The sequence below is a fragment of the Nocardioides sp. genome (genome assembly GCF_964229035.1).
GTDB lineage: Bacteria > Actinomycetota > Actinomycetes > Propionibacteriales > Nocardioidaceae > Nocardioides.
Map to the genome: position 1 here is coordinate 137,368 of NZ_CAXRAZ010000033.1, position 13,616 is coordinate 150,983.

16 protein-coding genes and 1 pseudogene are annotated in these 13,616 nt (G+C 71.9%); 12 read left to right on the forward strand and 5 right to left on the reverse strand.

From position 1 onward, the window contains the following. Window positions 1-24 precede the first annotated feature (24 nt). The 4 genes from mce to ACERUN_RS10750 all read left to right on the forward strand — a co-directional run bounded on the left by mce (window position 25) and on the right by ACERUN_RS10750 (window position 4,547). Entirely contained in the window at window positions 25-483 is a 459-nt protein-coding gene (gene mce, locus ACERUN_RS10735) for a methylmalonyl-CoA epimerase (RefSeq protein ID WP_370289919.1), read from the forward strand. A gap of 93 nt (window positions 484-576) precedes the next feature. Further along, complete coding sequence (gene ccrA, locus ACERUN_RS10740) at window positions 577-1,917, forward strand: crotonyl-CoA carboxylase/reductase (protein ID WP_370289920.1); 1,341 nt, start codon at window positions 577-579, stop codon at window positions 1,915-1,917. A gap of 165 nt (window positions 1,918-2,082) precedes the next feature. Further along, window positions 2,083-3,300 carry a hypothetical protein gene (locus tag ACERUN_RS10745; RefSeq protein ID WP_370289921.1) on the forward strand — a complete coding sequence of 406 codons (1,218 nt, stop codon included), beginning with the start codon at window positions 2,083-2,085 and terminating at the stop codon, window positions 3,298-3,300. Next, the gene (locus tag ACERUN_RS10750; protein ID WP_370289922.1) at window positions 3,297-4,547 is read left to right on the forward strand and encodes an AI-2E family transporter; all 1,251 of its coding nucleotides are present in this window, start codon (window positions 3,297-3,299) and stop codon (window positions 4,545-4,547) included. The genes ACERUN_RS10745 and ACERUN_RS10750 overlap by 4 nt, the downstream gene beginning before the upstream one ends. A 24-nt stretch (window positions 4,548-4,571) precedes the next feature. On the opposite strand, the gene ACERUN_RS10755 is transcribed toward ACERUN_RS10750, so the two are convergent. Continuing rightward, entirely contained in the window at window positions 4,572-5,561 is a 990-nt protein-coding gene (locus ACERUN_RS10755; protein WP_370289923.1) for a DMT family transporter, read from the reverse strand. A gap of 38 nt (window positions 5,562-5,599) precedes the next feature. Between ACERUN_RS10755 and ACERUN_RS10760 the strand changes: the two genes are divergently transcribed. Together ACERUN_RS10760 and ACERUN_RS10765 are read left to right on the forward strand one after the other, a co-directional pair. Then, entirely contained in the window at window positions 5,600-6,160 is a 561-nt protein-coding gene (locus ACERUN_RS10760; protein WP_370289924.1) for a CGNR zinc finger domain-containing protein, read from the forward strand. A 41-nt stretch (window positions 6,161-6,201) separates the two neighbouring features. Beyond that, entirely contained in the window at window positions 6,202-6,651 is a 450-nt protein-coding gene (locus tag ACERUN_RS10765; protein ID WP_370289925.1) for a DUF4189 domain-containing protein, read from the forward strand. Between the two features lie 13 nt (window positions 6,652-6,664). Here the strand turns inward: ACERUN_RS10765 and ACERUN_RS10770 are convergent, their stop codons facing one another. The 3 genes from ACERUN_RS10770 to ACERUN_RS10780 all read right to left on the reverse strand — a co-directional run bounded on the left by ACERUN_RS10770 (window position 6,665) and on the right by ACERUN_RS10780 (window position 9,339). After that, window positions 6,665-7,468 (reverse strand): endo alpha-1,4 polygalactosaminidase, encoded by an 804-nt coding sequence (locus ACERUN_RS10770; protein WP_370289926.1) that lies wholly within the window; start codon window positions 7,466-7,468, stop codon window positions 6,665-6,667. A gap of 62 nt (window positions 7,469-7,530) precedes the next feature. Continuing rightward, window positions 7,531-8,745, reverse strand: coding sequence for a 3-hydroxyacyl-CoA dehydrogenase NAD-binding domain-containing protein (locus ACERUN_RS10775; protein ID WP_370289927.1), 1,215 nt, complete (start codon window positions 8,743-8,745; stop codon window positions 7,531-7,533). A gap of 57 nt (window positions 8,746-8,802) precedes the next feature. Further along, on the reverse strand, window positions 8,803-9,339 hold the full coding sequence (locus ACERUN_RS10780; RefSeq protein WP_370289928.1) for a GNAT family N-acetyltransferase: 537 nt from the start codon (window positions 9,337-9,339) through the stop codon (window positions 8,803-8,805). 178 nt (window positions 9,340-9,517) lie between these two features. On the opposite strand from ACERUN_RS10780, the gene ACERUN_RS10785 reads away from it, so the two are divergent. The 5 genes and pseudogenes from ACERUN_RS10785 to ACERUN_RS10805 form a co-directional block, all read left to right on the forward strand. Further along, on the forward strand, window positions 9,518-9,982 hold the full coding sequence (locus tag ACERUN_RS10785) for a hypothetical protein (protein ID WP_370289930.1): 465 nt from the start codon (window positions 9,518-9,520) through the stop codon (window positions 9,980-9,982). A 35-nt stretch (window positions 9,983-10,017) separates the two neighbouring features. Further along, window positions 10,018-10,419 (forward strand): hypothetical protein, encoded by a 402-nt coding sequence (locus ACERUN_RS10790; RefSeq protein ID WP_370289931.1) that lies wholly within the window; start codon window positions 10,018-10,020, stop codon window positions 10,417-10,419. Window positions 10,420-10,488: 69 nt separating this feature from the next. After that, window positions 10,489-11,172 carry an endonuclease NucS gene (gene nucS / locus ACERUN_RS10795; RefSeq protein WP_370289933.1) on the forward strand — a complete coding sequence of 228 codons (684 nt, stop codon included), beginning with the start codon at window positions 10,489-10,491 and terminating at the stop codon, window positions 11,170-11,172. Window positions 11,173-11,185: 13 nt separating this feature from the next. Beyond that, window positions 11,186-11,425: a hypothetical protein gene (locus ACERUN_RS10800; protein WP_370289934.1), complete on the forward strand. Its 240-nt coding sequence runs from the start codon at window positions 11,186-11,188 to the stop codon at window positions 11,423-11,425. 14 nt (window positions 11,426-11,439) lie between these two features. After that, window positions 11,440-11,643, forward strand: a pseudogene (locus tag ACERUN_RS10805) (endonuclease NucS domain-containing protein); the annotation flags it as partial. 371 nt (window positions 11,644-12,014) lie between these two features. On the opposite strand, the gene ACERUN_RS10810 reads toward ACERUN_RS10805, so the two are convergent. Next, window positions 12,015-13,214, reverse strand: coding sequence for a DUF222 domain-containing protein (locus ACERUN_RS10810; RefSeq protein WP_370289935.1), 1,200 nt, complete (start codon window positions 13,212-13,214; stop codon window positions 12,015-12,017). A 103-nt stretch (window positions 13,215-13,317) separates the two neighbouring features. On the opposite strand from ACERUN_RS10810, the gene ACERUN_RS10815 reads away from it, so the two are divergent. Further along, on the forward strand, window positions 13,318-13,614 hold the full coding sequence (locus tag ACERUN_RS10815) for a hypothetical protein (protein ID WP_370289936.1): 297 nt from the start codon (window positions 13,318-13,320) through the stop codon (window positions 13,612-13,614). Window positions 13,615-13,616: the final 2 nt, after the last annotated feature.

A 13,616-nucleotide genomic window follows, 5' to 3' on the forward strand; every position in this document is an offset into this window, starting at 1 on the left:
GCCTCACACTCGTCCTCGGTCATCATGGGGGCCATGAGCGCACCCCTCGACCTGCCCGAGCACCTGTTCACCGCGATCGACCACGTCGGCATGGCCGTGCCGGACCTGGATGCCGCGATCGCGTTCTACCGCGACGTCTTCGGCATGACCCTCGCGCACGAGGAGGTCAACGAGGAGCAGGGCGTGCGCGAGGCGATGATGGCCGTGGGCGACTCCACCTCGTGCGTGCAGCTGCTCGCCCCGCTCAACGAGCAGTCCACGATCGCCAAGTTCATCGACCGCAACGGCCCCGGCTGCCAGCAGATCGCCTACCGCGTCACCGACGTCGAGCAGGTCTCCGCCCTCCTCCGCGAGCGCGGCCTGCGGATGCTCTACGACGCCCCGAAGCGCGGCACCTCCGACTCGCGCATCAACTTCGTGCACCCCAAGGACGCCGGCGGCGTGCTGGTCGAGATCGTCCAGCCGGCCGCCTCGCACCACTGACCCCCTGAGACGTCCGACACACCGAACCCACGACGGGGTTACCGACCGGTATCTTTCCCGGGTCACGCCCCGGCCCCTGCTAGGAGAACACCCGTGCAGCACATCCTCGATGCGATCCAAGCCGACGACGCCACGTCGCAGGACTTCGCCGCCCTCGAGATCCCGAAGTCCTACCGCGCCGCCTACGTGCGCAAGGAGGACGTGGACATGTTCGAGGGTCTGACCTCGCGCGAGAAGGACCCGCGCAAGTCGATCCACATCGGCGAGGTCGACACCCCGGAGCTCGGCCCCGGCGAGGCGATCGTGGCCGTGATGGCCTCGGCCATCAACTACAACACGGTGTGGACCTCGATCTTCGAGCCCGTCTCCACCTTCGGCTTCCTCGAGCGCTACGGCCGGGTCTCGGAGCTCACCAAGCGCCACGACCTGCCCTACCACGTGGTCGGCTCCGACCTGTCCGGCGTCGTGCTGGCCGTCGGCCCGGGCGTGACCCGTTGGAAGGCCGGCGACCGCGTCGTCGCCCACTGCCTCTCCGTCGAGCTCGAGGGCCCCGACGGCCACGACGACGCGATGATGGACACCGAGCAGCGCATCTGGGGCTTCGAGACCAACTTCGGTGGCCTGGCCGACCTCGCCCTGGTCAAGGCCAACCAGCTCATGCCCAAGCCCGAGCACCTCACCTGGGAGGAGGCCGCGTCGCCGGGTCTGGTGAACTGCACCGCCTACCGCCAGCTGGTCTCCAAGAACGGTGGCGCCATGAAGCAGGGCGACAACGTCCTGATCTGGGGCGCCTCCGGCGGTCTGGGCGGCTTCGCCACCCAGTACGCCCTCAACGGCGGTGCCACCCCCGTCTGCGTGGTCTCCAACGAGGAGAAGGCGCAGATCGCCCGCAGCATGGGCGCGGAGCTGGTCATCAACCGCTCCGAGGAGGACTACAAGTTCTGGAACGAGGAGAACACCGCCCAGAACCCCAAGGAGTGGAAGCGCTTCGGCGCCAAGATCCGCGAGCTCACCGGCGGCGAGGACATCGACATCGTCTTCGAGCACCCGGGCCGTGAGACCTTCGGCGCCTCGGTGTTCGTGACCCGCAAGGGCGGCACCATCACCACCTGCGCCTCGACCTCGGGCTACATGCACGAGTACGACAACCGCTACCTGTGGATGAACCTCAAGCGGATCGTCTCCAGCCACTTCGCCAACTACCGCGAGTCGTGGGAGGCCAACCGCCTCGTCGCGCAGGGCAAGATCCACCCGACCCTGTCCAAGACCTACGCCCTGGAGGAGGTCGGCCAGGCCTCGCTCGACGTGCACAAGAACGCCCACCAGGGCAAGGTCGGCGTGCTCTGCCTCTCCCCCGAGGAGGGCCTGGGTGTGCGCAACCACGAGCTGCGCGAGAAGCACCTGCCGGCGATCAACCGCTTCCGCGGCGTCTGATCCCGCGCGCGACCGGCGCTGATCCACCCGCTCGGCCCCCACGGCCCCGGAACACCGGGACCGTGGGGGCCGAGTCGTCTCGGCCCGGCGTGGCCGGGTCGCGCGTCGTCACCACCATCGGGGATCATGAGCACACCCACCCCTGCAACGAAGAGGTTTTCTTCCATGACCGACGACGGCCTGTCCATCTTCGACGAGGACTCCCCCACCCCCGCCGGCGCGGACCCCGACGCGGAGAAGACCCAGGTCATCCCGGTGACCAAGCCGGCCGCCCCCACCACACGCCCCGCCGCCCCGGCCGCGCGCCCCGCGGCCCCGGCCGCCCCCGCGGCGGCCGCACCGGCCCCTGCGGCCGGCGGCGCCCCGATCGGCGGCGTCTCGCGCCCGTTGGTCGACGCCTTCCCGATCGTGCGCCGCGGCGGCTACGACCGCGCGGCGGTCGACGTCAAGCTCCACCAGCTGTCCTCGGAGAAGGCCGGCCTGAGCGCCAGCCTCACCGAGTCCGAGCAGCGGGTGCTGGAGCTGGAGGAGCAGCTCGCGCAGCTGCGCTCCGACCTCAAGGAGGCCACCTCCCCCACCTACGCCGGCCTCGGCGGACGGGCCAGCACGATGCTGCGCCTGGCCGAGGAGGAGGCCGACCAGATCCGCGAGATCGCCCAGCGCGACGCCACCGAGATCCGGGCCCAGGCCGAGCGCGACGCCAAGGCCGTGCGCGCCGACGCCCAGCGCGAGGCGCAGGACATGAAGATGGTCCAGCTCAAGGAGCTCGACGAGGCCCGGGAGCGGTTCAAGGCCGAGGCCGACCAGGCGCGCGCGGTCGCCCTGGCCGAGGCCGAGGACCTCAAGGGCGCGGCCCGCCGCGAGGCCGACCAGGTCCGGCTCGCCGCCCAGCAGGAGACCTCCCAGCAGCGGGCGGGCGTCGAGCGCGAGGTCGAACAGGCCCGCGCCGCCGTCGACCGCGAGGTGCAGGAGGCCCGGCGCACCCTGGCGGTGGAGAAGGAGCGGCTGGCCCGCGAGGCCACCGACCACCACCGCACCGCCGTGGCCGAGACCCAGCGGCTGGTCACCGAGGCCGAGCAGCGCGCCCTGGCGGCCGAGGAGCGGGCCGCCGAGGCCACCAAGGCCGCCGCCGCCGCCCGCGCCGCGGCGCAGACCGAGGCCGAGCAGCTGCTGCAGCGGGCCCACCGCGAGGCCGAGCAGATCGTGACCTCGGCCGAGCTCAAGGCCGAGTCCATCACCACCGCGGCCGACGACGAGCAGGAGCGCAAGATCGCGGCCACCCGCGCCGAGCTCGAGCGGCTCACCAAGCGCCGCGACGCGATCACGGCCCAGCTGGCCTCACTGCGCGACGTCGTCGCCGGGTTCGGCGAGGAATCGGAGTGAGTGAGCCGGGCCCGGCCGAGCAGGCCGCCGCCCGGGTCACCGACGCCGCGCAGCGCGTCGAGGACGCCGCCGACCGGGTCGAGCACGTCGCCGAGGACCTCGCCGAGAGCGGGCACCACCTCGACGTCGCCGTCGGCAAGGTCGAGCACACCGTCGACCAGGTCGCCGAGCAGATCACCGAGCACACCGAGCCCGCCCTCGGCCGGCTCGGGGCGCCCCTGGACCGCCGCAGCCCCTTCTACATGGGGCTGGTCGGCGGCCTGGGGGCCATGCTCGCCTTCTTCCTCGCCTCCGCTCTGGCGGGCATCAGCTCGGTGCTCATCCTCGTGGTGGTCTCGTTCTTCCTCGCCGCGGGCCTCAACCCCTCGGTGGAGTTCCTCGAGCGCCGCGGCCTGCGGCGCTCCCTCGCGTGCGCGGCGGTGATCGTCGCCGCCCTCGGGGCGGTCGCCCTGTTCGTCGTGGCGCTCGTGCCGGTGATCACCGACCAGATCACCGCCCTCAACGACAACGTGCCGATCTGGATCGACCAGCTGCAGGGCAACGAGACGATCCAGCAGCTGGACCAGGAGTACGACCTCCTCACCAAGCTGCGCGACTACATCGAGAACGGCGACTTCATCTCGGGCCTGTTCGGCGGTGCGCTCGGCTTCGGCCTGCGGGTGCTCTCGGTGCTGTTCAACGCCTTCATCGTGCTGGTCCTGACGCTGTACTTCCTGGCCTCGCTCAAGACCACCACCCACGCCCTCTACCAGCTCGCGCCCGCCTCGCGGCGCGACCGCGTCACCCGGATCACCGACCAGATCATCCGCAGCATCGGCGGCTACGTCTCCGGTGCGTTCGTGGTGGCGCTGTGCGCCGGGGTGTCCTCGCTGGTCTTCCTGCTCGTCGTGGGCCTCCCCGAGTACGCCGTCGCCCTCGCCGTGGTCGTCGCCCTGCTCGACGTGATCCCGATGATCGGGGCCACGCTCGGCGCCGTGGTGGTGTGCGCGATCGGCTTCGCCACCGACGTGCAGATCGGCATCGCCTGCGTGGTCTTCTACGTCATCTACCAGCAGGTCGAGAACTACGTGCTCTACCCGCGCGTGATGAAGCGGTCGGTGGACGTGCCCGGGGCGGTCACCGTGATCGCCGCCCTGGTCGGCACCGCCCTGCTGGGCATCGTGGGCGCCCTGCTCGCGATCCCGACCGCGGCGGCCATCCTGCTGCTCGTGCGCGAGGTCGTCGTGGCCCGCCAGGACGAGCGCTGAGCGCGCTGCGCCCCGGGCCGCGTCTCAGGTCAGGACCGGCTCGGCGGTGTCCAGCGGGCCCGCCGCGCCGTCCTCGCCCGGCTCGCCGAGCTTGACCGCCACGACGCCGAGCAGGATCAGCAGTCCGCCGAGCAGCTGCACCGGACCGGGCAGCTCGCCGAGCAGCAGCCAGGCCCAGCCGACGCCGGCCACGACCTCGCTCAGCGCGACGAACGAGGCCAGCCGCGAGCCGAGCGCGCGCCCGGCGGCGATGCCCAGCACGTAGGCGAGCGCGGCGGTCACGAGCCCGAGCACCAGCAGCGGCACCCACCAGGCGACGTCGACGCCGGCATAGGTGACCGCGGCGGTCGAGGCCGCCAGCGGCAGCACACCCACGGCGCCGAGGCCGCCGAGCAGGACGGCGCCCACGACGAGGCCGCCGGCCGCGAGGGTCAGCGGCGGCAGGCCGGTGGTGTCGTCGGCGGAGATGATGAAGTAGGCGGCGCAGCCCACCATGGCTCCCAGCGCCCAGGCGACGCCGACCAGGCTCAGGTCGGCCCCGGAGAACAGGTCGAGCACGAGCATCAGACCCACGGCGCAGATCACGGCGCCGACCAGGGTGATCGCGCCGGGACGCTGGCCGTGGCGCAGCCACAGCCACACGACGACGGCCGCGGGGGCGGTGTACTCGATCAGCAGGGCCGGGCCGACCTGCATGTGCGAGACGGCGGAGAAGTAGCAGAACTGCGCCCCGGCCACGGCGAGCAGGCCGTAGAGCACGATCAGCCCGGCGTTGCGACGCACGAGGTGCCAGCGGCCGCCGAGGGCGCGCAGGCCGAAGGGCACCACGACGGCGGCGCCGAGCGCGATGCGGACGGTGACGATGGCGCCCGGGGTCCAGCCGGCCTCGAGCAGCGGGCGGGCCAGACCGCCCGACATGCCGAAGGAGAGCGCGGAGGCCAGCGCGATCAGCAGACCGCCGGCGGCCGGGGTGCGGTGCGCCGTCGCACGCGCGTCATGAGTCATCGTCGCCATGGGTCATGACGCTACGCGCGAGGCGGTAAGATGTCAAAGTGGTTTTCACCCATGACACCGAGCTCGCGCTCCAGGCGGCGGTCCACCTCGCCAACTCGGGCCTGGAGCCCGACACGCTCACCGAGCGCGAGGAGCTCGACGCGTTCTGCACCGAGTACCGCTACTCCGGTCGACGCGACCACGACGACTCCGAGCTCGACGGTGTCCGGGCGATCCGCGGACGTCTGTACGCCCTGCTCACCGCCGACCGCGACGCCGCCGTCGAGCACGTGAACGACCTCCTGCGCGAGAACCGTGCACTCCCCCAGCTGCAGCGCCACGACGAGTTCGACTGGCACCTGCACGCGGTGTCCACCGAGGAGCCCCTCCACGTGAGGATCCTGGTCGAGGCCGCGATGGCGATGGTCGACGTCATCCGCGCCGACGAGATGACACGCCTGAGCACCTGCGCCGACGACGGCTGCGAGGGCATCGTGCTCGACCTCTCCCGCAACCGCTCGCGCCGTTTCTGCTCCACCGCCTGCGGCAACCGCAACGCCGTGGCCGCCTACCGCGCCCGCCAGGCCGAGCAGACCGGCGAGCAGACCGGCGGGTCCTGAGGCCGGTTCGGACCCCCGCCCCCGGGGGAAGGACGACCGCCATGACGATCCCCTTCCACCGCCTGCCGCTGGTCCTGGTGACCGCGCTCCTCGCGGCCCTGCTCGCCACGCTGGTCACCACGACGTCCCCGACCGTGGCCGTCGCCGCGCCGGCTCCGCTGGAGCGGGCGCGCGACTACTACGGCTCGATCTCGGTCTCCGCCGACGGCGCGTTCGCCTACGCGCTGGACCGCCGCACCAAGTCCGGCGCGATCCGCGACGCCTACGCCACGTGCCGGCGCACCGCCGACTTCCCCGGCACCTGCCGCAAGATCGTGTGGTTCCGCAACGCCTGCGCGGCGATCGCCTACCGCACCGGCGCCGACGGCTTCATCAGCAAGATCGACTACGGCTACGGACGTACCCGTCCCGCGGCGATCGCCTCGGCGAAGCGCCGCCTCTCCGGGCCCGACAAGATCCTCGGGTACGCCTGCACGACCCGCTACCGCTGAACGGTCCCGGACCTCAGCACCACCGCGGTCGGTACGACGGCGCGAGGGCGCGGTCGCGGCGCACCACCGAGACCCGGTCCCCGAACTCGGCACACGCCCGCGCGAACCCCGCGTCGCCGTACTCCACCATGAGCACCTGGTCGCCGTAGTCCTCGACGTAGGCGGCGCACTCGCGGTAGCGGCCGCACTCCTCGGCGATCGCGAAGTCGAAGCCGAGGCGGCGGCCGTCGTAGCCGGCGAGGTTCTTCTGGGCCACCGCCAGGTCGGCGGCGTGGGCGCGCACCACGAGCGCCCGCGCGTAGGTCAGGGCGTCGGCGCGCGTGAGCAGGCCGCGGCTGCGGGTGAAGGAGTCGAGGTTGTCGAACTCCACGGCGTCGAAGCCGTCGGCCGCGCAGCGATCGATCCAGCGTCCGACGATGCGCACGAGGTCGCGGCGGTCGGGGGCGGAGCGCAGGTCGAGCAGCCACTCCCCCCAGGCCGCGTCCACCACGCGGTCCCCGTCGGCGTCGGTGAGCAGCAGCCGGGGTCGGGCCTGCCAGAACGCCTTCTCGTCGGGCTGGGTCTGGAAGGCGTTGACGTAGCAGACGTTGTAGCGCTCGGGCGCCGGGGCGGCCCGGCGGTCGCGCACGACGACGCCGACGTCGTCGGGCAGCGCGGCGTTGCCACCGAGCTGGTAGTCGGCGTCGACGTCGGCCGGCAGCGGTTCCCACGCCCCGGCCGGCGTGGCGGACGCGGCGAGCAGGCCCGCCACCAGGATCACCGGCAGGATCACCGGCAGGAGCAGGACCACCGACCGCAACGAGCCCGAGCGCCTCATGTCAGGAGTGTGACACGGGGCACCCGGGCTCGCGGGCGGATCAGCAGCGGTTCAGCAGCGGATCAGTAGGTGAGGAAGCCGGCGCCGGTCTTGCGGCCCAGGCGGCCCTCGGCGACGGCCTGCTCCAGGGAGGCGGCCGGCTTGAAGCCGGGCTCCTTGAACTCCGCGAAGAGCTCCTTCTGGATGGCCAGCGACACGTCGTTGCCGACGACGTCGAGCAGGGTGAAGGGACCCATCGGGAAGCCGGTGCCCTCCTTGACCGCGGCGTCGAGCTCGACGACGTCGGCGACACCGGACTCCAGCAGGGTGACGGCGTCGTTGAGGTAGGGGAAGAGCAGGGCGTTGACGATGAAGCCGGCGCGGTCGCCGCAGGACACGGCCACCTTGCCGACCTTCGCGCACAGCGCCCGCACGGTCTCGTCCACCTCGGCGCCGGTGAGCTCGGTGGTGACCACCTCGACCAGCTTCATGATCGTGGCGGGGTTGAAGAAGTGCATGCCGATGACGTCGGCGGGGCGCTCGGTCACGGCCGCGCACTCGGCGATGGGGAGCGAGGAGGTGGTGGTCGCCAGGATCGCGCCCGGCTTGCAGATGGCGTCGAGGTCGCGGAAGAGCTGCTTCTTGATCTCGAGGTCCTCAGCGATCGCCTCGACCACGAGGTCGACGCCCGCCAGGGCGCTGCGCTCGGTGGCGCCGGTGAGGCGACCCAGGACGGCGGCCTTCTCGGCCTCCTCCAGCTTGCCGCGGGCGATCGCCTTGTCCAGCGACTTCTCGATCGAGGCCCGCACGCCGGCGACCTTGTCCTCGCCGCGACCCACGTAGACGACGTCGTAGCCGGCCTTGGCGAAGACCTCGACGATGCCGGAGGCCATGGTGCCGGTGCCCACGACGCCGACCGAGGTGATCTCGTGGCGCAGCTGGGGGGCGTCGTCGGCCGAGGGGGTCTCGTCGTCGGCGACCACGGCGCCCTCGGCCCAGGTGTAGAACCCGCGGCCGGACTTCGCGCCGGTGCGGCCCTCGGCGACCAGCTTCTCGAGCAGGTCGGCGGGCTGGTGCAGGTGGTCGCCGGTCTCGGCGTAGCGGGCGGCGAGCGCGTCGCGCACGGTGTCGAGGCCGAGCTCGTCCAGCGTGGTCAGCGGACCCTTGGGGTAGCCGCAGCCGAAGCGCATGGCGGCGTCGATGTCACCGCGGGAGGCGTAGGACGCCTCGTACATCCGCACCGCGTGGTTGAGGTACGGCAGGACCAACGTGTCCGTGAACTGCTCAGCCTGGGTCATGCACGGAAGGATGACATGAGTTCTACCCACGGGTAACCGCGTTCAGGGTGTGATACGTCACGCCCGCGCGAGCAGCCTGTCCATCGCCACCCGGGCGCCGACGTCGTCGAGTCCGATCCGCCGCTCGTGGTCACGCCGGCGGGCGAGGGCGCCCTGCGGCTCCGGCACCTCGGCGTAGCCGTGCCGCCGGTAGAACGGCGCGTTCCACGGCACGTCGCGGAACGTGCACAGCGTCAGGTGCCGCACGCCGTCCCAGCGGGCCTCCTCGTGGACGGCGGCCAGCAGCCGCGCGCCGACGCCGCGGCGGCCCGCCGCCGGGTGGACCGAGAGCTGCTCGAGGTGGGCGGAGTCCCCGGCGTCGTCGGGGTCGCCGGGCACGACGTGCGCGAACCCGACGACGTCGTCGGTGGGCGTGACCGCCACCAGCAGCCGTCCGACGAGCGCGCGGTCCCGACCGTCGGGCGCCGGGCCGGCCAGCGGACCCTCCTGCACCCCGGGGCCGAACCAGTCGAGGAACAACGCCAGACCGGCGTCCTCGATCGCGGCCAGGGCCCGCAGGTCGCGGGGCCGGGCGGACATCACGCGCACCTCCATCCCGCCACCCTAGGCGCCACCGACACGGGCGGGGAGGTGTCAGCCGCCGCCGACGGGGCATGGTCCCGGCGCCCCAGCCCGGGATCCGTCGCGGCGACGCACGCCGTTCACCCGCGACGGGTTGACCTCGGTCGGTACGACCGCGAGGCTCGCGCCGACCCCCTAGGAAAGGTTCACCATGACTGTCACCCAGCGCCGCGGCCTCGCGATCGCGGCCGTCCCGTTCCTCCTCGCCCTCGGCGCGTGCGGCGGTGGCGGCGAGGCCGCCGCGCAGGACTCCCCCACCGACGCCTCGGTGGAGGACTACTGCGCGGCCCTGCTCGACAACAGCCCGCTGGACTCCGACAACCCCGACGCCGACGCCGTCAACGCGTGGGCCGACAAGGTGATCGAGGTCGGCACCCCCGCCGACATCAGCGGTGACGCCCGCGACGGCTTCGAGATCTTCTTCGGCTACTTCAGCGACGTCGACGACGTCAACGCCGTGGACGACGCCGAGAACGCCGCCGACGTGTTCGGAGAGGAGGACGGCACGAAGGTCGAGTCGTACCTCACGGAGGGCTTCTCCCTCTGCGCGGACCAGATGATGGAGGACATGCCCGACATGCCCGACATGCCGGAGATGCCCGAGGTCACCCCCTGATGGCGCCGATCGGGGGATTCTGAGATGGTGCGCGCATGACCAGCACGTTCCGCCGCCTCGCGGCGGCCACCGCACCCGCTCTGCTCGTCCTCTCGCTCACCGCCTGCGGCGGCGACGACGCGGCGGGCTCCCCCGAGAACGCCTCGGTCGAGGACTACTGCACCGCCTTCAACGCGGACAGCCAGTTCGACGACCCGTCGGCCGAGCAGATCCAGGACTACGGCAAGAAGCTCGCCGAGGTCGGCACGCCGGCCGAGATCAGCGGCGACGCCCGCGACGGCTTCGTGGCGTTCGTCGACTTCCTGTCCGGGATCGAGGGCGACGACGTCACCAAGCTCAGCGAGAGCGGCGACCCGCAGGACGTGTTCCCGAAGGACGACCTCGACAAGATCTCGGCGTTCTTCGAGAAGACCTTCACCCTCTGCCAGGACTCCTGAGCACCTCCCGACGGGGCCGGCCGCACACCGCGGCCGGCCCCGTCGGCGTCACCGTCTAGGGTCACCTGCGTGAGACTCGTCGTCGCTCGCTGCCAGGTCGATTACGCCGGGCGGCTCTCCGCCCACCTCCCCATGGCCACCCGGGTCCTCATGCTCAAGGCCGACGGCTCGGTGCTGGTGCACTCCGACGGCGGCTCGTACAAGCCGCTGAACTGGATGTCGCCGCCCTGCACCCTGCGCGAGGGCACCACCGAGGACGGCCGCATCGAGTGGGTCGTCACCTCCAAGACCGACGACACCCTGCGCATCACCATCGAGTCGATCGAGCACGACTCCCTGCACGACCTCGGCGTCGACCCGGGCCTGCAGAAGGACGGCGTCGAGAAGCACCTCCAGGAGCTGCTGGCCGACCACCCCGCCACCCTCGCCGACGGCCTCACCCTGGTGCGCCGCGAGTACCCCACCGCCATCGGCCCCGTCGACCTCATGTGCCGCGACTCCGAGGGCCTCAGCGTCGCGGTGGAGATCAAGCGCCGCGGCGAGATCGACGGCGTCCTCCAACTCGAGCGCTACCTCGACCTCCTCAACCGCGACCCCCTCCTGACCGCCAAGGGCCCGGTCCGCGGCATCTTCGCCGCCCAGGAGATCAAGCCCCAGGCGCGCGTGCTCGCGACCGACAAGGGCATCTCGTGCGCGCTCGTCGACTATGACGCACTCCGCGGGCTGGACGACCCCACGGAGCGGTTGTTCTGACCTAGAAGACGTCGTGCTTCACGAACTTTGGGACGACCCACTCGAAGAGGGCCGGTTCATGTTCTGCCTCGCAGGACCTCACGGAGACCAAGCCCGTGCGCTGCTGTCATCGGATGCGAAGGTCGTGTGGACCGTCGACGCCTCCACCCACGTCGAGGCGATGACGAAGTACTACGAATATCAAGGTTGGGGCACCTACACGACCGACCTTGACTGGGACATGAAGTCCTATGCCAAGAACGGTTGGGAGTAGGCCGCCGCAGCTGAGGCGTTCTCCAGTTGGAAAGGTATGTGGATCTGCTGAACCGAGACCCGCTCCTGACCGTCACGGGGCCGGTGCGCGGCATCTTCGCGGCGCAGGAGATCAAGCCCCAGGCAAGAGTGCTGGCCACCGACAAGGGCATCACGTGCGCACTCATGGACTGTGACGCGCTACGAGGTCTGGACGACCCGACCGAGCGTCTGTTCTGACCGGACCGCCCCGCGCGCACTCCGCCGACCGTGCCCACTCACGTTCGTCGAGGAGGCGCCCTGCGCCGTCACGAGACGCGGCGAGACCAGAGTCGGTGTCGAGCCACGGCGGTCTGCCGGGTGCGCGCGTCTCGTGACGCTCGCTTGCGCTCGCTCCTCGACGACCGTCTTTCTCCACGGTGTTCGGCACCGGGCCACGCACGTTTGTCGAGGAGGCGCCCCGGCGCCGTCACAGGGCGCGGCGAGGGAAGAGTCGGCGTCGGGGGACGGCGGCCTGTCGGGTGCGGGCGTCTCGTGACACTCGCTTGCGCTCGCTCCTCGACGACCGTCCTTCCCCACGTTCGTCGAGGAAGTGCGGAGATCACCCGCGCTCAGTCGTCCGGCGGGTCGGTGCCCCTGTCCCGATGTCGTTCACGGTGGTGGCGGGGACATCGTGGCTTGCCGGTGAGGTCGGTGCCGCCGCCGGACTCCCAGGGTGGGTCGTGGTCGATCTCGCAGTGACTGGCAGGGACGTCGCAGTCGGGGTGGACGCACGTGCGGTGCACCGTCGCGATCGCCATCCGCTGCGCCCTGGTGTGGAACCTGCGGGTCCGGCCCCAGTCGAGCACCATGCCGGTGCCGTCGAGCACGGCGGGGATGATCCCGGCCCTCGCAGCGACGCGCCGGGCAGCGGTGGCGGAGATCTTCTCGCCGGTGTCCAGCAGCCCGGCCTGCTCCAACTGTCCCTGGAGGTTCTCGATCGTCATCGTCACCACGACGGTCGCGCCGCACCCGGCCCGGTCGGGGAGGTCCTTGTCCTCGATCCGCTCGATCAGGTCACAGAACGCCTGCCCCCACCGCGCCGGGGTCTTGATAGTCGGGTCGTAGGAACCCGCACCCTCCGCCGCACGACGAGCCTTCGGGGCACCGATCGAGATGAGCATCTTCCGCAGCATCGCGCCATGCAGCACGGGCACCCGGAACCAGCCCTCCATCGTGCCGTCGTCGTGCTCGACCATCGAGAACCGCACCCGCTGCGCAGCACGCGCCTCCTGCCGCTCCAACGCCGCCGACTCCCGCGCATCCGCCGCGACCGAGTCCAGCACCTCCCACACGCGGCGGCCCAGGACCCGCAGGTCCTTCGCGTGATGCGTCCCCGCCTTCTCCAGCAGGTACGTCGAGGCCCGGTCGCGGTCCTCCTCCGGCACCTCCGCGACCGCGTCGACGATCACCTTCGCCTGCGCCGGGTTGATCTCCGCGCCGGCCAACGCCGAGGCGACGTCCGGCCGCGCCTCTAGCGCCACCGCCTCCCGCAGCGCCGCCCGACCTTGAGCGACCGTGGTCCGCGTCGCGCGGGCATGCCACACCGCGACCGACTCCGCACCCGACTCCTGATGCGCCCCGATCTCCTCGGCGTGCACCAAGAGCCGCGCCTTGAGCGCCGCCGCACGAGCCTCCACCCGCGCGAGCTCCAGCAACGCCTCCCGCGTGTCCTCCGCACCGGTCGACCACGCCGGCGCAGCCAGGGCGTGGGCCAGCGCGTCATCGGCAACCCGTGCCCACTCCCGCACCCCACCCGCGCCCATCTGCATCTGGCCAGTCCACCCGCAAGCACCGCCAGTTCCGAACGGGGAGAGCCGGGCCTGTGGACGACGGGGAGATCGGTGCCCCCGGGGCGTTGGCTACGCTCGCCGCGTGACCACGCAGCCCGCCCGCACCCGGCTCCGATCCGCGGTGGCGGCCGTGGCCGTGGCCCTGCCCCTCCTCGCGGCGTGCAGCGACACCGCGCGCGAGGTCACCTGCAGCGAGTTCCTCGCCCAGGCGCCCACGCAGCGCCTGGCGACCCTCGACGACATCGCCGAGGACTTGCAGGACGAGGCCCGGAAGGCCTGGGAGGCCCTCGACGACGACGCACGAGCGGCGGCCGTGAAGGCCGACGTCACCCGGTGCAGGGCGGCGACCGACGATCCGGCACTCGCGGACCTGCAGTGAGT

Coding starts and splice junctions, on each gene's coding strand:
- ACERUN_RS10785 (WP_370289930.1), top strand. CDS start 9,518: ATGACTGTCACCCAGCGCCGCGGCCTCGCGATCGCGGCCGTCCCGTTC.
- ACERUN_RS10775 (WP_370289927.1), bottom strand. CDS start 8,745: ATGACCCAGGCTGAGCAGTTCACGGACACGTTGGTCCTGCCGTACCTC.
- ACERUN_RS10810 (WP_370289935.1), bottom strand. CDS start 13,214: ATGCAGATGGGCGCGGGTGGGGTGCGGGAGTGGGCACGGGTTGCCGAT.
- ACERUN_RS10790 (WP_370289931.1), top strand. CDS start 10,018: ATGACCAGCACGTTCCGCCGCCTCGCGGCGGCCACCGCACCCGCTCTG.
- ACERUN_RS10765 (WP_370289925.1), top strand. CDS start 6,202: ATGACGATCCCCTTCCACCGCCTGCCGCTGGTCCTGGTGACCGCGCTC.
- ACERUN_RS10780 (WP_370289928.1), bottom strand. CDS start 9,339: ATGGAGGTGCGCGTGATGTCCGCCCGGCCCCGCGACCTGCGGGCCCTG.
- ACERUN_RS10745 (WP_370289921.1), top strand. CDS start 2,083: ATGACCGACGACGGCCTGTCCATCTTCGACGAGGACTCCCCCACCCCC.
- ACERUN_RS10770 (WP_370289926.1), bottom strand. CDS start 7,468: ATGAGGCGCTCGGGCTCGTTGCGGTCGGTGGTCCTGCTCCTGCCGGTG.
- ACERUN_RS10755 (WP_370289923.1), bottom strand. CDS start 5,561: ATGGCGACGATGACTCATGACGCGCGTGCGACGGCGCACCGCACCCCG.
- mce (WP_370289919.1), top strand. CDS start 25: ATGGGGGCCATGAGCGCACCCCTCGACCTGCCCGAGCACCTGTTCACC.